The sequence below is a fragment of the Prodigiosinella aquatilis genome (assembly GCA_030388725.1).
In the GTDB taxonomy this organism is placed as follows: domain Bacteria; phylum Pseudomonadota; class Gammaproteobacteria; order Enterobacterales; family Enterobacteriaceae; genus Prodigiosinella; species Prodigiosinella aquatilis.
In genome coordinates this window covers 4,867,680-4,884,928 of record CP128857.1, presented here as the reverse complement: position 1 = coordinate 4,884,928, position 17,249 = coordinate 4,867,680, and the positions used below count along the sequence as shown (strand labels likewise).

Below are 17,249 nucleotides of genomic sequence, written 5' to 3'. Positions count from 1 at the left end.
TATCTGATGAGAATAAGGAACTGTTCATGATTCTCTATATCTTACATCGGCTTCTGGTTGCGCTGGCGGTGTTGCTTACCGTCGCGGTGGTCAGTTTCTCTCTTTTGCACCTTTCTGGCGATTTGGCGGCAGCTATTGCCGGCCCGGATGCATCTTCTGAAGTGGTGGAGCGTATTCGTGTGCAATACGGATTGGATCAACCGTTAACCACACAGTTTATGCACTGGATGTGGGCGGCGTTGCATCTCGATTTCGGGCACTCTTTCTATTTTGAAAATACGGTCATGGAACTGATTGAGCAGAGGATGCCCATCACACTCAAGCTCGGTGTGGTTTCTCTGTTGCTGGCACTGGTGGTGGCGATCCCTCTGGGGGTGCTGGCCGCGGTCTTCCGTGATACCTGGGTCGACAGATGTTCCATTTTCATTTCTGTGATCGGTCAGGCGATGCCGAATTTCTGGTTTGCTCTGATCCTCATCCTGGTATTTGCCGTCGGGTTGAAATGGCTACCTGTGGCAGGGAACAGCAGTTGGCGGAATTTTGTATTACCGGCGGTAGCACTGGGATATTACGCCATGCCATCGCTGATGCGTATGACTCGCTCTGGCATGCTGGATGTGTTGGGTGCGGATTATATCCGTACCGCGCGGGCAAAAGGGCTGAGTTCATTCAAGGTTATCGTTAAACATGGTTTACGTAATGCCATCATTCCGGTGGTGGCACTGGCGACGGTTGAACTGGGTTTTATGTTGGGGGGATCGGTGGTGATTGAATCTATCTTCGCACTACAAGGGCTGGGGCAACTGGCCTGGGACTCTATTTCTCGTAATGATTTTCCAGTGGTGCAGGCCATTGTGTTGATTATTTCCGTGTTTTATATCGGGCTGACATTTTTGGCGGATGTCCTTAATGCGGCGTTAGATCCGCGTTTACGAACCCAATAAGGAGCGTCCATGAAAACGTCTGCAACGTTGGCGAACACAGCATCGGTCGTTACGTCGGGATTGTCTCCTGAACCTACTCTCTGGCGGCGGTGGTTAAGACGTCTGCTTGGACACCATAGTATGACGCTGGGCCTGATGATTATTGGGACCATTGTACTGGCGGCTGTTTTTGCCCCCTTGATCGCGCAGCACGATCCCTATGCTCAGGATGTCAGTCAGCGTCTGATTCCACCGATATGGCATGAAAAAGGGAGTTGGGAACATGTACTGGGGACGGACAAGCTGGGGCGTGATTACCTGAGCCGCTTGCTGTACGGGGCACGGGTTTCACTCACTATCGGTTTGATTGCCGTTGTTGTCTCCGGGTTTATCGGTGTGACGTTGGGCATTCTTGCCGGGTATTTTGGTGGGCGGGTTGATGTGGTGGTGAGCTATATCCTTACGGTTCGTCTGTCTATGCCGCTAATACTGGTGGCACTGGCTACCGCTTCGCTGGTGGGGGGATCGGTAAAAGTCGTGATTTTGCTGCTGGGATTATTGCTGTGGGACCGTTTCCTGATTGTTTCCCGTTCTGTCACCCGACAGTTACGTGAGGCCGAGTTTATTGCCGCCGCCAAAACGCTGGGGGCGTCTTCGTTGTTCATCATGCTATGCGAAATTCTGCCTAACTTGCTTGGTCCGCTGACGGTGGTGGCCACACTGGAGATTGCTCATGCGATTCTGCTGGAAGCAACGCTTTCATTCCTTGGATTGGGTGTGCAGCCACCAATGCCGTCGTGGGGACTGATGATCGCCGAAGGTAAGACATATATGTTCTTTCAGCCCTGGGTGATTCTGATTCCGGGGGGTGTATTGGCGGTCCTGGTGCTGGGAATTAATCTGGTGGGAGATGGACTGCGTGATATCACCGCGCTGGATGGACGCAACTGAGGACATGGCCATGAATAATGACATTTTGCTGGATGTGAAAAACCTGCGGGTCGATCTGCCAACACCGCGGGGAACTTTGCATGCCGTTCGCGGCCTTGATTTTACGGTAAACCGCGGTGAGATGCTGTGTCTGGTTGGTGAGTCGGGATGCGGTAAATCCATGACCTCGCTGGCGTTAATGGACCTTCTCCCCCGTAAAGCGGCGCGATCCGCCGATTATATTCGTTTTAAGGGAATGGAATTACAGTCGCTGAAAAAACGCGACATCATGGCGCTGCGCGGCGATCAGATGTCGATGATTTTTCAGGAGCCGATGACGTCGCTGAACCCCTCTTTTACGCTGGGTAATCAGTTATGTGAAACCCTGCGGGCGCATCGCAAGGTTTCGTTGGCGGTAGCCCGGGACAGAGCGGTCTATCTGATGGAACGGGCCGGCATTCCAATGGCGTCCGCTCGTTTGAATCAGTATCCACATCAACTTTCCGGCGGTTTGCGGCAACGTATCATGATTGCGATGGCGCTGATGTGTGAACCGGATCTGATTATCGCCGATGAGCCGACCACCGCGCTGGATGTGACAATTCAGGCGCAGATTCTGCGTATGTTGCGCGAACTACAGCAGGAGCTTGGCACTGCGGTGATTTTTATCACCCATGATTTGGGTGTGGTGGCGCGGATTGCTGATCGGGTTGCGGTGATGTATGCCGGACAGATTGTTGAAACCGCACCGGTTATGGCGCTGTTCAACCATCCACAGCATCCATACACCAAAGCACTGCTTGATTGTATTCCGGTACAGGGCAAAACCGTACCTGGCCAGCCGTTGAAGGCGATACCTGGTGTGGTTCCCAGTCTGGTCGGTGTGCAACAGGGGTGCGCATTCAGTAATCGCTGTCCCCATTGTTGCGAAGCATGTCATCAGGATACGCCTTATGTTCAGGTGACACCTCATCATGGGGTTTGTTGCGTTCAGGCGTTAACCTCGGTGGAGGTGGCATGAACAGTCAAGTGACCCAACATGTCGGTATGAATCATGATTCGCCACTTTCTACGCTGCCAACACACATTCCAGGCAATGATGATATTGCGCTGGAGTTGTGTGCGTTAACCCGAGTTTTCCGGTTGAATCGCGGCCTGTTTTCTCGGCAGGGAGAAATCAGGGCTGTGGATAATGTTTCTTTGCGGGTTCGTCGCGGGGAAACATTGGGTCTGGTGGGGGAATCAGGGTGTGGAAAAAGCACGCTGGCTAAAATGCTGCTGGGATTGCTTCACCCGACATCCGGCAATGTGCTGATAGAAGGCCGCGAGATTGATGCCGGGAACCGTAAGGAGATGACCTCCCACATACAGCCTATCTTTCAGGACCCTTATTCATCCCTTAATCCGCGGCGAACCGTTGCGGATATTGTGGAAGTCGCGCTGCGTCTTCATCGTATCGGTACCGCAGATGAACGAAAAAAACAGGTCAGGGAGATGCTGGATGTGGTGGGGATGCCAGCCCGGACGCACAGTCAGTACCCAGGTCAGCTTTCCGGCGGACAGCGCCAGCGAGTGGCGATCGCCCGGGCGCTAATTATGCGGCCCGACATTTTGATCTGCGATGAACCGACATCCGCGCTGGATGTTTCTGTTCAGGCTCAAATTCTGAATCTGCTCCTGGCGCTTAAACGGGAGTTTGGTCTTACTTACCTGCTTATCAGCCACAATCTGTCGGTGGTGGAACATCTGGTTGATCATGTAGCGGTGATGCAGCGGGGAGCCATTGTTGAACAAGGAACACGTGAGCAGATTTTTCACTCACCGAAGCACCCTTACACTCGAACGCTGCTGGCTTCTGTGCTGACGCCAGAGCCGGGGCTGGGTATTCCTGATATTGAACCCTATTAACTAAACCAGACACGAATAATGTGGCGATAACGATAGCATGCCGAAGGAACAGGCGGAGACAGACAGGTCGCGGTTCCTCTGGGACGGATGCTTACCTTGATGAATATACCGATAAAAAAGGACCGGTTGACTATGACGCGTGAAGAAACCATACAAGCGACGGTGGATTATTTTGGTTCAGGCAAATTCCGGGAAACGCTGGCGCGCAGAGTGGCTTTCCGTACGGAAAGCCAGAATCCCGACGCCGAGCCTATTCTGATGTCCTACCTGACGGATGAGATGATACCGGTGTTGCAGGCGATGTCATTCGAATGCCTGATTGTGGAAAATCCGGTCAGCAAGAGCTGTCCTTTTTTACTCGCGCGGCGAATTGAGCCGCTGGCTGAATTGACGCTGTTGACTTATGGTCATGGTGATGTGGTCCAGGGATATGATGAACAATGGCGGGATGGATTATTGCCCTGGGAAATCGTTCAGAACGGTAACGTCTGGTATGGGCGTGGAACGGCTGATAATAAAGGTCAGCATACTATCAATCTGGCGGCGCTGGAGCAGGTACTGAAAGCACGACGTGGCCAATTGGGTTACAACGTGAAAATTATTCTGGAAATGGGCGAAGAAGTCGGTTCTCCAGGACTGAATGAAATTTGTGAGCAGTATCGTGACTGGCTTAGCGCTGATTTGTTTATTGCGTCGGATGGTCCACGGGTCAGTGCTTCCCAGCCAACGCTGTTTCTGGGATCCCGTGGAGTGTTTAACTTTGACCTGAAACTGAATTTACGTGACGGGGCACACCATTCAGGTAACTGGGGTGGGTTGCTGAGCAATCCGGGGATCCGACTGGCGCATGCCATCGCCTGTTTGGTGGATGATCATGGCCGCATTCTGATACCGGGTCTGCGTCCGCCCGCTCTCTCTGACAACTTACGCCGGATGCTAGCAGAGATCGAATTGGGTAGCGGGCCGATGGACCCGGCCGTTGATTCTGGCTGGGGAGAGCCTGGTTTAACGGCCGCCGAGAAGCTCTATGGTTGGAATACACTGGACATACTGGCATTTGTGACCGGGAATCCCGACAAGCCGGCGCACGCTATTCCGCCACAGGCCAAAGCACATTGCCATATGCGTTATGTGGTGGGGAGTGATGTGGGGAATTTTACGCAACACATTCGTCGACACCTTGATGCCAACGGTTTTGAGGATGTGGAAATCATGAATGATGTCAACTGCTACAAGGCAACCCGGCTGGATCTCTGCGACCCGTGGGTTGAATGGGGCGTGATGTCGATTACGCATTCGGTTGGTACCACGGTGGCGGTATTGCCTAATTTTGGCGGCGGACTGCCCAATGCCTGTTTTTCAGAAACATTAGGATTACCGACATTGTGGGTTCCACACTCCTATCCCGCCTGCTCACAGCATGCACCAAACGAACATATTCTGGCTGATATCACGCTTGAGGCGCTCAAAATCATGACGGGCCTGTTCTGGGATCTAACTGAACAGGGTGCTGATATCGTCAGGATGCGTTTACCAATGCAAGCCGCCCGGTTAGGAGGATGATGCTGATCACCTCCGTACTTTTTGTGTCTTCAGGTACGGAGAACCAGAGAAAGCGGATGACGCTATCGTTAAACACCAGCGGAGGCGCTAATGCATAGCAATGAAATTCGTTATTTTATGGCCGTGGCGAGTACCGGTTCGTTGAGTGCCGCCAGTCAGCAGTTGTTTGTCGCTATTTCAGCTATCAGCAGGCAAATCCAGCGTTTGGAAGCTCGCATGGGGGCTCCCTTATTCGAGCGGCATGCCCGGGGCATGGTACTTAACGATGCCGGACATATCCTGGAGAATCATGTTCGCCGCAGCGTTGCGGACATGCAGTTGGCCATGGCTGAAATTGAGGGACTGAAATCGTCCCGTCAGACGACCATTCGGGTTGTTTGTACTGACGGAATAGCCTTCAACCTTTTGCCGACAATGATGGCGAAATTCCGACAACAGCATACCAAGGTCAATTTTGTGCTGACGGTAGGCAACGCCAGACAGATTCCTGAGCTGGTTCGCAATGGTGAGTGTGATGTGGCGTTGAAGTTTAGTCTGGCACCAGAGCATGGTGTTAAGGTCATCGCTTCATTTCCTGCTCCGTTTATGGCAGTTATGAAGGCGGATCATCCGCTGGCCTCCCGAGATTTTCAAATGGCCGATCTGAATGCTTTCCCGGTCGTACTACCCGACCAGACGGCGACGGTCCGACAACTGTTTGATCTTTCCTGTCGCATGAGTGGTGTTTTCATTGATCCCGTGTTTACCTGCAATCACTTTTCAACCCTATATGCTTTTTTGCTCAATACACCACAGGCTATCGCCATATGCAGTCATTTCTCGGTGTTATATAGTGCCCGGCGTGATGGTTTACAGGTGAAGTCAGTCAATATGGAACCACTGGGTCAACGAACCTTGCAAATCCAGACTGAGGTCAGCAAGCCGGCAACGGTAGTGCTCAACTATTTTTTTGATTTTTTACACCAGGAGCTGGTGAGTCAGGATGCATTGTTTCGACAGGATTATCACTTTCAACACTGATGGTGCAGCGTTGACATAAATATCGTTTACTGGTGTTGTGAGGTTTAGAAGGAAATATGGCGCAATGTTCGCGAAATCTGATGTTGTACTTTCCGCTATCGGGCAGCGAATGGGTGTCTACTCATTCGCTGCCCGATACGTTTTGTATTCGATAGATTTCAAAAAGATAGCTGGGTATCAGCCATTACGGAAGATATAACTATAAGCGCTCAGGGCGGGGGCTCCTCCCAGATGTGCATAGAGCACTTTCGATCCTTTCGGGAACTCCCCATTACGGATCATATCAATCATGCCCTGCATGGATTTGCCTTCATACACCGGGTCGGTCATTACACCTTCCATGCGAGCACATAAACGTATGGCTTCCAGCGTTCCCTCATTGGGCAAGCCATATTCAGGCCCACCATAGCGGGTATCAAGCACAATATCCTCTTCGGTTATTTCGCGGCCCAATTCAACCAGACTCGCCGTATTCTGCGCAATTCTCAGGATTTGCTTTCTGGTCTTTTCTGGTTTTGCCGACGCATCAATTCCAATAACGTTGCGTGAACGACCATCAGCGGCAAACCCAACCACCATCCCAGCCTGGGTACTGCCGGTGACTGAGCACACAACAATGTAGTCAAATTTGAAGCCTAGTGCTTTTTCCTGCTGGCGGACTTCTTCCGCAAAACCCACGAAGCCCAGACCACCGTAAGGATGTTCAGAACATCCAGCCGGAATGGGGAACGGTTTACCCCCGTTCTGTGCCGCTTCTTCCATGGCGTTTTTCCAGCTTTCCCGGATGCCAATATCAAAACCGGCGGCGTCCAGACGAACATCGGCGCCCATAATGCGCGATAATTCAATATTACCCACGCGGTCATAAACAGCGTCGGTATAATTAACCCAGTTTTCTTGCACTAATATACATTTCATTCCCAAATGAGCGGCAACCGCCGCGACTTGTCGCGTCTGATTCGATTGAATACCACCGATAGAAACCAACGTATCACAACCTTGTTCTAATGCTTCAGGAATAAGATATTCCAGTTTGCGCGTTTTATTCCCGCCAAATGCCAGGCCACTATTACAATCTTCACGTTTGGCATATATTTCTACATCCCCACCTAAATATTCGCTGAGCCTTTTCATTAGTGTGATAGGGGACGGTCCAAAAGTTAATGGATAACGCGGAAATTTCTCCAGATTCATAATCATGCTCCGGTAAATAATGAATGAAAGTGGTTGCAGGTTGTCAATATTCCACTGGGAAATACCGTCATCCCATGCCGATAATATTACCGGTAATGAATTGAATTTAAATTGCTAAATACCTTTGTGTTTTTTATTTAAATTGCGGTAAAAAGAAAAAATAATTGAGGTTATTTCAATAAAAACAAAAAAACGAAATAAAATTACACTCAGCGTCATTAACTATGGCGGCGGCAACTCCGGTCGAGAACCCTCCCTGTATTTTCCGCGTCAGAATGTCAATTGTGTTGTGGAAAGCACCTCTCTGAGCCCGATAAAGGAGCGGATCTGGCGGACACCGGGCAGGAAAAGCAATTGTTCAGCATGAAGGCGATTAAAGCTTTGATTGTCTTTGGTCCTGATCATCAAAATATAATCAAATTCACCCGTAACCACATGACACTCCATGCAACCGCTGATCTTCTGTACGGAGGATTCAAAATCCTCAAACGAATTGGGTGTTGAACGATCCAGCACGACACCGATCAATACTACCAGACCAGCATTGAGTGCTTGTGGATTGAGCAAGGCGACGAAATGCTTTATCAAGCCAATCTGTTTAAGCCGTTCAACGCGTCTTAGACAGGCTGGCGGACTAAGGTTGACCTTTTCTGCCAACGCAACATTTGATATGGAAGAGTCTGCCTGCAACAGTCGGAGAATTGCGGTATCAAAGCGATCCAGTTCGTAAGATTTCCGCTCTTCTGCCGGAGGTGTAACGTTCGGGGATTTGGCTTTCATTATATGGTTTTCTCACTAACGCAGGTGATGGGTCGACACAAGTGTTGTATCGTCATCAGGTCACTCAACAATATTCCAGCCTCTTTCACGCCACTGCTGTGGTAATTCATTCATGTCATCAAACATGGTGACCAGTGGATGGTGAATCGGGGTATTGTGCGGATCGGCACAGTAGTAAAATACGGGAATACCCGCTGCAATCCCGGCCTGGGTGCCAGCGACAGAATCTTCCACCAGAACGCAACGTTCTATTGCAACGTCCATTTGTTCTGCAGCGTGATAAAGCAGTGCCGGATCGGGTTTCCATTTACCAATGTCGTAGCCGCTGTAGAGCTGTGTGCCGAAAAAATCCAGCAGTTGGGTTAACCCCAGTGAATGTTGCATTTTACTGACCGGACCATTGGAAACCACGGCAGTTGGCACTATCAGTGTTTGCAGTAATTCGCGTACGCCGGGGATGGGTTGCAGGGATTCTTCGAATAACCGGGCCACTTCCTGACGATAGTGACGTTCGAGATCTTTCGGTGAAGCGTCGTGGAGATCATATTGCTGGCTGACGCGGGAGACAATGTCGCTCAGGTTTGTACCTTTAAAGGTTTTAATCATGGTATCCAGCGATAACTGAACACCATACGGTACAAAAATATTCACATAGGCCTGACAGCATAACCCTTCGCTATCTACCAGCGTGCCATCACAATCAAACAAAACACATTCAACCGAGAGCATGAAACATCCTTATTGGTGAGATGAATTATGTCTGACACTTTAACCCAGCAGTAGAATATCGCGATATATCCATCATACTTTAAGTCGCGGTTGCGTTGAATGGCGTAAATAATTCATATGAATTTCTTATGAATCAAAAAAAACCAGTGAACGGCGTTAACTGGTTCACATTTTGTTATAGGATACCTGACAATTATCTTTTCTTTCTTTAGGTCATTAATAATGGATAAACCTCAATCTGACCTTGCTGTGAGGCAAGGCCTGTTGGAACGTGTGTTTAAATTAAAACAGCACGATACAACGGCACGTACTGAAATTATTGCCGGATTCACTACCTTCCTGACAATGGTCTACATCGTATTTGTTAACCCACAGATCCTCGGAATTGCCGGAATGGATACCAGAGCGGTGTTCGTTACCACCTGTCTGATTGCCGCATTTGGTAGTATTTTCATGGGATTGCTGGCTAATCTGCCAGTAGCATTGGCGCCCGCGATGGGGTTGAATGCTTTTTTTGCCTTCGTGGTCGTTAAGGCGATGGGGTTGCCATGGCAGGTAGCGATGGGGGCTGTTTTCTGGGGTGCCATCGGTTTCCTTATCCTGACGATTTTACAGATCCGTTACTGGATGATAGCCAATATTCCCCAGAGTCTGCGGCTGGGTATCGCCAGTGGTATCGGTTTATTTATTGCCATGATGGGGCTGAAGAATGCCGGGATTATTGTACCGAACCCGGAAACACTGGTGAGTGTCGGTCAACTGACGTCTCACAGTGTGTTGCTGGGGGCATTGGGTTTTTTCATCATTGTGGTGTTGGCTTCCCGGAATATTCACGCGGCAGTGCTGATATCCATCGTTGTGACCACGACTATTGGCCTGCTGTTGGGTGATGTGAAGATGGCCGGCGTATTTTCCATGCCGCCGAGCGTGGGGAATGTGGTGGGCCAGGTTGATTTGGCCGGATCGCTGAATTTGGGGTTGTCGGGCGTTATCTTCACATTTATGTTGATTAACCTGTTCGACTCCTCCGGCACATTGATTGGTGTGACAGACAAAGCGGGGCTGGTTGATGCGCGCGGCAAGTTCCCGCGTATGAAGCAAGCTCTGTTTGTAGACAGCATCAGTTCCGTTGTCGGTTCCTTTATCGGTACATCTTCTGTCACTGCCTATATTGAAAGCTCTTCCGGTGTATCTGTGGGGGGGCGTACCGGTCTGACCGCCGTTGTTGTCGGCTTGTTGTTCCTGCTGGTCATGTTCCTTTCACCATTAGCCAGCATGGTGCCTGCTTATGCGGCTGCGGGGGCGTTGATTTATGTCGGTGTGTTAATGACGTCGAGCCTGTCACGAGTGAAGTGGGACGATCTGACTGAAGCGGTACCGGCGTTTATTACTGCGATAATGATGCCATTCAGTTTTTCTATCACCGAAGGTATTGCATTAGGTTTTATCTCTTACTGCGTGATGAAGTTGGCAACGGGCCGCTGGCGCGATATCAGCCCATGCGTGATCGTGGTTGCCATACTGTTCCTGTTAAAAATTATTTTTATCGACGCTCATTAATCATGCGGCCCGCTCCGGGGATATCCCGGAGCGTTTCTTCTCCCTTCATTATTTCACCCAATCGGTCCAAATTTATTAATTCCGTTTTGTCGTGCTGGTGAAAAGTCGCGTTTACTACAATGCAAATAGGGAAGTTACTTTTTCCGCCGAGTGGCTGGTCAGCTTCATATAGCGCCGGGACTGACGTTGTTGCTGTATGATTTCACCGGATTTTCTCATGCCACAAGCTGAAGTGTAGTTCCAGAGAACTAGCTGGTTCAGTGTAGGTGTATGTGCACAGGCCCACGCCAGATAATCATCAATATCACTAATGACTTCGACCTCTGGAACATGTTTGGATCGCAGTCGGCCTGAAGCCGGATGAAGTTTTAGCGACTCCGGTTCTCCCTTGTTGAAGCCGGGAATTTTCAAGATCGATTGACGGATGGTGCACAGTTGAGTGGCCGCTTCCAGTGGGTCAAGCTGCGCCTCAATCCAGGCTTTTTCTGCGTGGGTCTGTATTTTCTGATTTGACCATATATGGACGATTTCTACATCCATGCCGACTTTACCTTCTTCACTCAGAAGGATAGCGATGGTATTACCAGCATACCCGAAGCTGAAATCGGGAAGATGAGGATCAATAAAACAGGGTCTTCCGTTGGGAGAGACCATCATAGGTGGGAGAACGGGATAGCCAAAGAAATAGAACATCATCTCTGCTAGAAGCGCCCTGCTTTTCAGATATCGTTCTCGGCGTTTCACGGAAAATCCTTGTGTTGATGAGATGAGATCATCCGATAATCGCTGTAGATCGGGCAAAGCTTCCGTGCTGGTCCACCTGACGAAATGACAGGCCATATTCACTCCATGATGACAAGAAACATAATCGTTTTAGGTTGAATCGGTGATATATAAATCACTACAGACTCATATTATCAGACTAAAATATGAACTAAAGAAAAATTGATGGATAAATCGGCGATAATTATCTTTTCCCGATTTGAATACATCAAAACAGATTTTTAATTGAAACTAATTTTATTTTTTATCGACACGAAATAATCGTCTGGCTTTTTGCCAGCGGCATTCATTAACAGTAGCACTTATAAATAAATGCGTGCACTCGACAAAGGGACAGGCTTTGTATCCGCAGAAGCCTTCCTGGTTCCGCGGACTGGTTGTTCAGAACAAATGTATTCCCGCGTTATCCTGAGCTGATTGTTGCCGCTTTTTGTCGATCTGCTGATGCAGGTTCTGCGAAGTAACCAACTTGAAGACTGAAGTCGGGCACACACTTACGCAGGATGGTCCATCCTGCTACGCCAGCGCTACTTGACGAAGATAAGGCTTCTTCAACATATAAGTTAGTATTCACTACTGCATTTATAGCCCTAAATGGGCAGATAATAACGCAGCTTTCACCGCCAATGCAGTGTGACTGGATGACCTGGATACTGTCATGATGGCGTACCAGCGCGTCATGAGGACACACTCTGGCACAAGGCGCATTGTCACATTGATGGCACAGCACAGTGTACTCACCTTAGCATTTTTAATTACCTTCAGGCGCGGGAAAAAATGCGTTTTGCCCAGTGTTGTTCGCGTTCCACTGACATGAGCTAATACACACGCGATTTCACACGTTCGGCAACCGATGCATTTCCCCGCACCTGCAATGATAAAATGATTTACGGCAGGTGCTCTTCTCGTGATGAGTTAAACGTGGAAGCCAGTGATGTCGCTGGCTCTTGTGCCTCGGCAACGTCTAATCCCATGGTTTTAATCATTCCCAAGGCGGCTTTGCGCCCATCAGCAATGGCGGTTACCACTAAATCGGCCCCGCGTACGACATCACCGCCCGCAAAAATCCGGGGATGATTGGTCTGGCAAGGAAATTGTCCCTGTGCGGGAGCGGTGATATATCCCCGCTTGTTCAATTGTATCTGTGCGGCTTCCAGCCAGGGCATGCTGTGAGCCTGAAAACCAAACGCTGTGATGATAGCATCCGTAGGCTGAATAAACTCCGAACCTGCTATTGGGCATGGCCGCCGCCGTCCGCTGGCGTCAGGTTCGCCAAGTTCAGTGCGGATCAAACTGATGCCGCAGACCTCACCTTGCTGATTCAGGCAGATTTCCTGTGGCTGGACATTGAACATAAATTCCACCCCTTCCTCGCGGGAATTTTTCACTTCCTTCTTCGATCCAGGCATATTGGCTTCATCGCGGCGATAGGCACAGGTAACAGATTCAGCGCCTTGTCGGATAGCGGTGCGCAGGCAATCCATAGCCGTATCACCCCCCCCTAGTACCAGCACGTGTTTTCCCGCCATGGAAATGTAGGGTTCATGCTCCAGTTCCGGCAATCCCATGACCCGTTTAGTGTTGGCAATCAGGAAGGGTAGCGCGTCATACACGCCAGGGGCATCTTCATTTTCCAGACCGGCCTTCATTGAGCGATAGGTGCCGACGCCCAAAAATACTGTGTCGAACTCCTCCAGTAACAGCGCCAGAGAGATATCTTTTCCCACTTCAGTGTTAAGACGGAATTCGATGCCCATTTCACTGAAAATGGCACGGCGCTGTACCAGAACGTCTTTATCCAGCTTGAAAGGAGGAATACCGAATGTTAGCAGACCACCGATTTCCGGGTGGCGATCGAACACCACGGCCTGCACTCCGTTACGCGTCAGGACGTCGGCACAGGCTAGCCCCGCCGGGCCGGCACCAACGATCGCCGCACGTTTTCCGGTGGGGATGACATGGGTTAAATCAGGTCTCCATCCCATTTTCAGTGCTGTGTCGGTGATGTATCGCTCAATATTTCCTACGGTGACGGCGCCATACTCTTTGCCTAGCGTACAGGCACCTTCACATAGCCTATCCTGTGGACAAACACGGCCGCATATTTCCGGCAAACTACTGGTGCTATGGGAAAGCTCTGCCGCTTCGAAAATTCGCCCCTCTTTTGCTAACCGGAGCAGGGTGGGAATCTGGTTATGCAATGGGCAAGTCCATTCGCAGATGGAGTGTTTGCCGCAGACAAGGCAGCGTCCGGCCTGATCTTTGGTCTGGTCGGGCGTAAAGCCGTAATAGATTTCTTTGAACGTGGATACCCTTTCGTTCAGCGGTTTTTTTGGGGCGTCAAGGCGTGGCCAGTCTTTTCTTTTCTCCAGTGGATGACAGGTCGTCTGGTTCAGTATTGACGTAGCCCTTTGCCCGTCTGGCGCAGCACGTAGTGCCATGTCCCGTTGTTTCTCGCGACGTCGCGCCTCAAGTGAGCTCTCACTAACCAGATGCAGGGCATTCGTCGGGCAGGCTTCCACACAGGCCTGTCCCTCTGGACGGTCAATGCAAAGATCGCACTTATAGGCATGCTCGATTCCCTGGGGCGAGTCTGTCACCATGGACATGGCGCCAAACGGACAGGCCAATACACAGGTTTTACAGCCAATGCATTTGTCCTGAATGAGCTGGATGCTATCATTTTTTTTCACCAGCGCCTGGGTAGGGCAGACTGCGGCACAAGGGGCATCCTCACAATGACGGCAGGTTACGGCAGAACGGAGTTCTGGCGTGTTAAATACCTTGATGCGTGGCTTAAATGTGTCGGCGTTATTTGGGTAGCGGTTGTTGTTATGTGAAATAACACAGGCAATTTCACAGGCTCTACAGCCAATACAATCCTTCGCATTTGCGATAACAAACCTGTTCATATCGTCTCCTGACATGGATGGATAGCGTTACAAGGAAGCAGAGCGGTGTGACAAGAACACGGCTGTTTTCACACCCTATATAATACCCGTCATCTCTCAAGTTGCAGGGACGTTGATGGCGCTCAATGGCTCGGCCCATCATTGGACCTCGCCCTTTTGAGGCTGCTGTAAGCGGCGTTCAACTCCGCCCTCGACAGATTTGATCACCCGAATCACTTATCAAAGCAAGCTCATCGGGATCCCGTCACTTTCTGTCTTCCTGCGACTCGATATCTCTTGGGTATAGTATGGTGCATATAAGTGTGTACTTACTTCTGTTTTTCGACCTCTCTGCCTGTCATTTCTGATTTTTAGTCTGGTCACCCAGAAGTTATTTCTGGAAGGGGGTGGCACGGATCTCGTCAGGAGAAAATACAACAATCCCTCCATTTATTGATTTTTATCCTAGCGGCTCTGTATGCGAACGATCTTGATATAGGACAGGTAATATGAGGGGGAAATAACCAAAACTGTTCGTGCAATTAACCTAATGAGGCCGTTTCAGGAGCAGAAAAGAGGGATCATCCATCATTCTCGTGGTGCTGTAATTTTTAATGATGAAATAAGTGGTTACTTATCTTAACAATAATCATAATAGCCGCGGTTATCCGGCAGATATGTCTGATAACGAGGAACCCGTTGTTTCAAAACATAAAACAGCAGTATTTTATTAATGGACTAGTGATGAGTAAAAAAAACCTTCTTTGTTCTTTTTTTATATCAGTAACGTTACTGAGCGGATGCGCGACAGAATCTTCACATACCGTTGAAGTGCCGAAGGTGTCGTCTTTCAACACCCCATATCAGGGAATACGTAGCCCCATTTCTGTGGGTAAATTTGAGAATCGCTCTAACTATATGAATGGCATTTTCTCTGACGGTGTTGACCGTTTGGGGAACCAATCGAAAACCATTCTGGTGAGTCACTTACAGCAAACTGGCCGTTTTAATGTGCTCGATCGCACCAATATGGATGAGCTGAAAACCGAAGCCGGTATCAAAGGGCAAGCTCAGACCTTGAAAGGTGCAAACTATGTCATCACCGGTGATGTTACCGAGTTTGGCCGTAAAGAAGTGGGCGACCATCAATTATGGGGCATTCTGGGTCGGGGGAAATCACAAATTGCCTATGCAAAAACCACGTTGAACGTTGTTAACGTTCAGACGTCGGAAGTGGTGTACTCCGTACAAGGCGCCGGTGAATATACCTTGTCGAACCGTGAAATCATTGGTTTTGGTGGCACAGCAAGCTATGACTCCACGTTAAACGGTAAAGTTCTGGATTTGGCGATCCGTGAAGCTGTAAACAACCTGGTTGCTGGTATTGAAAGCGGTGCATGGCACCCGGCAAACTAATGGAATAGGAAAACAGGAATGCTATTTAATAAGAAAACAGTTTTGTTATTGACGATATCGGCATTGGCAGGTTGTGCTTCTGCGCCTAAAACAACATATAGCTGGGATAATTATCAGTCTACTCTTTATCAATATTATCAACAAGATAAAGCCAGTCCTGAAGAACAGATCGCATCACTTAATAAGTCGCTGGACATTGCTAAAGCCAAGAATAAACCTGTTCCGCCAGGATTACATGCCCAACTGGGGCTGCTGTATGCCAAAACCGGCAATACAGGAAATGCGCGTCAGCAGTTTGAAGCTGAAAAAACGCAGTTTCCAGAATCAGCACCTTTTATGGATTTTCTGTTGAGCAAAAAATAAGGGAAAAAGTAAATGAAGCGTTTTTTAGCATTCGTCAGCCTTGCTGGTGTTTTGGTGCTGACAGGTTGTGCAAAACCTGTTTCTTATGATTACACCGCATTTAAGCAGAGCAAACCAAAGTCTATTCTGGTATTGCCGCCACTCAATCACTCTCCTGATATCAATGCCGGTGCCAGTTTTCTGACGCAAGTAACCTATCCGTTGGCGGAATCTGGCTACTATGTGCTGCCGATTGCGGTCGTTGATGAAACGTTCAAACAGAATGGATTAATGACTGCACAGGATATTCAGGCGGTTAATGTTTCCCGACTTCATCAGATTTTTGGTGCTGATGCAGCATTATATTTGGATATTACCGATTACGGATCTAAATACCAGGTGATTAACAGTGAAACACGGGTGACAGCCAACGCTCGCCTTGTTGACTTAAGAACGGGTAAAGAGTTGTGGAAAGGTGCAGCAACCGCCTCCACCAACGAGGATCAGTCAAATTCCAATAACGGCATTATCGGGTTGCTGGTACAGGCTGCTATTAACCAAATAGCCAATACAATAACCGACAAAGGCCATGATATTGCCGGCATCACTAGTGCCAGGCTGCTGACTGCCGGTGGCCCTGGGCATATTCTTTATGGGCCGCGTTCCCCTTTGTATGGTAAAGATGCCAGGTAAGTTATCAGCATAGTGCTTTTATCTTTATCCAAACCGTGCATGTTTACATGGGCGGTTTTTTTACGTCGTGAATCACTTCACTGTTGTTCCTGTATTTGCTGTCATTTCTCAATGGAGAAATGACAGGTTTGTGGATGGTATTTGTAGTTCTGAATACGTTTACTATCATTGAATTAGTATTAATTATTAATGAGTTATCATCTATTTCAGCCATTTTGGTAAATGAATTGAAGTAAATACGTAAAAATTTTTACCTATTTAACCATTATCCTTGATCGCGTTTTGTTGAATTTTTTATTACAGAGAGATTGTTGCGTGTTCGTTGAAAAATAACTTGTTACCCTTTTAAGGCGAAAAGTGATAGCAGATACTGGGGTTCTTAATATTTAACTAAGAAATTAGGGTTATGCTCACACTCCATGACAGTTGTGTGCAGAATCTTATTGATAAGTCATCACTCTGCCATCAACTGACGTTGTACTTGAGGAGTCATATCTTTATTTATTCTGACTTGTTA

General features: G+C 48.8%; 15 protein-coding genes and 1 pseudogene. 10 read left to right on the top strand and 6 right to left on the bottom strand.

Annotated elements, in window-relative coordinates:
* Positions 1-26: 26 nt before the first annotated feature.
* The 6 genes from PCO85_22735 (at position 27) to PCO85_22710 (ending at position 6,344) form a co-directional block, all read left to right on the top strand.
* Entirely contained in the window at positions 27-944 is a 918-nt protein-coding gene (locus PCO85_22735; GenBank protein WJV53898.1) for an ABC transporter permease, read from the top strand.
* 9 nt (positions 945-953) lie between these two features.
* Positions 954-1,874 carry an ABC transporter permease gene (locus PCO85_22730; protein WJV53897.1) on the top strand — a complete coding sequence of 307 codons (921 nt, stop codon included), beginning with the start codon at positions 954-956 and terminating at the stop codon, positions 1,872-1,874.
* 10 nt (positions 1,875-1,884) lie between these two features.
* On the top strand, positions 1,885-2,874 hold the full coding sequence (locus PCO85_22725) for an ABC transporter ATP-binding protein (protein WJV53896.1): 990 nt from the start codon (positions 1,885-1,887) through the stop codon (positions 2,872-2,874).
* A gap of 26 nt (positions 2,875-2,900) precedes the next feature.
* On the top strand, positions 2,901-3,761 hold the full coding sequence (locus PCO85_22720; protein ID WJV56184.1) for an ATP-binding cassette domain-containing protein: 861 nt from the start codon (positions 2,901-2,903) through the stop codon (positions 3,759-3,761).
* Between the two features lie 132 nt (positions 3,762-3,893).
* On the top strand, positions 3,894-5,324 hold the full coding sequence (locus tag PCO85_22715; GenBank protein WJV53895.1) for a M20 family metallopeptidase: 1,431 nt from the start codon (positions 3,894-3,896) through the stop codon (positions 5,322-5,324).
* A 90-nt stretch (positions 5,325-5,414) separates the two neighbouring features.
* Positions 5,415-6,344, top strand: coding sequence for a LysR family transcriptional regulator (locus PCO85_22710; protein ID WJV53894.1), 930 nt, complete (start codon positions 5,415-5,417; stop codon positions 6,342-6,344).
* A 177-nt stretch (positions 6,345-6,521) separates the two neighbouring features.
* On the opposite strand, the gene PCO85_22705 is transcribed toward PCO85_22710, so the two are convergent.
* From PCO85_22705 to yieH, 3 genes are all read right to left on the bottom strand, one after another.
* A complete protein-coding gene (locus PCO85_22705) occupies positions 6,522-7,538 on the bottom strand; it encodes a 1-aminocyclopropane-1-carboxylate deaminase (protein WJV53893.1) in 1,017 nt (338 codons plus the stop codon).
* A gap of 270 nt (positions 7,539-7,808) precedes the next feature.
* Positions 7,809-8,318, bottom strand: a complete 510-nt coding sequence (locus PCO85_22700) for an Lrp/AsnC ligand binding domain-containing protein (protein WJV53892.1) — start codon at positions 8,316-8,318, stop codon at positions 7,809-7,811.
* A 60-nt stretch (positions 8,319-8,378) separates the two neighbouring features.
* The gene (gene yieH / locus PCO85_22695; protein ID WJV53891.1) at positions 8,379-9,047 is read right to left on the bottom strand and encodes a 6-phosphogluconate phosphatase; all 669 of its coding nucleotides are present in this window, start codon (positions 9,045-9,047) and stop codon (positions 8,379-8,381) included.
* A 222-nt stretch (positions 9,048-9,269) separates the two neighbouring features.
* On the opposite strand from yieH, the gene PCO85_22690 reads away from it, so the two are divergent.
* Entirely contained in the window at positions 9,270-10,607 is a 1,338-nt protein-coding gene (locus PCO85_22690) for an NCS2 family permease (GenBank protein WJV53890.1), read from the top strand.
* A 114-nt stretch (positions 10,608-10,721) separates the two neighbouring features.
* Here PCO85_22690 and PCO85_22685 read toward each other — a convergent pair whose 3' ends face one another.
* From PCO85_22685 to aegA, 3 genes and pseudogenes are all read right to left on the bottom strand, one after another.
* Positions 10,722-11,447, bottom strand: a complete 726-nt coding sequence (locus PCO85_22685) for a hypothetical protein (GenBank protein ID WJV53889.1) — start codon at positions 11,445-11,447, stop codon at positions 10,722-10,724.
* Positions 11,448-11,771: 324 nt separating this feature from the next.
* Positions 11,772-12,302 (bottom strand): annotated as a pseudogene (locus PCO85_22680) (4Fe-4S binding protein).
* Positions 12,278-14,302: a formate-dependent uric acid utilization protein AegA gene (aegA, locus tag PCO85_22675; GenBank protein WJV53888.1), complete on the bottom strand. Its 2,025-nt coding sequence runs from the start codon at positions 14,300-14,302 to the stop codon at positions 12,278-12,280. The pseudogene PCO85_22680 and the gene aegA overlap by 25 nt, the downstream one beginning before the upstream one ends.
* Before the next feature lie 723 nt (positions 14,303-15,025).
* On the opposite strand from aegA, the gene PCO85_22670 reads away from it, so the two are divergent.
* The 3 genes from PCO85_22670 to PCO85_22660 are packed head-to-tail and all read left to right on the top strand — an operon-like array spanning position 15,026 to position 16,732.
* Complete coding sequence (locus PCO85_22670) at positions 15,026-15,697, top strand: CsgG/HfaB family protein (protein ID WJV53887.1); 672 nt, start codon at positions 15,026-15,028, stop codon at positions 15,695-15,697.
* An 18-nt stretch (positions 15,698-15,715) separates the two neighbouring features.
* Positions 15,716-16,060: a DUF4810 domain-containing protein gene (locus tag PCO85_22665; protein ID WJV53886.1), complete on the top strand. Its 345-nt coding sequence runs from the start codon at positions 15,716-15,718 to the stop codon at positions 16,058-16,060.
* Between the two features lie 12 nt (positions 16,061-16,072).
* Positions 16,073-16,732 carry a DUF799 domain-containing protein gene (locus PCO85_22660; GenBank protein WJV53885.1) on the top strand — a complete coding sequence of 220 codons (660 nt, stop codon included), beginning with the start codon at positions 16,073-16,075 and terminating at the stop codon, positions 16,730-16,732.
* The last annotated feature ends 517 nt before the right edge of the window (positions 16,733-17,249 follow it).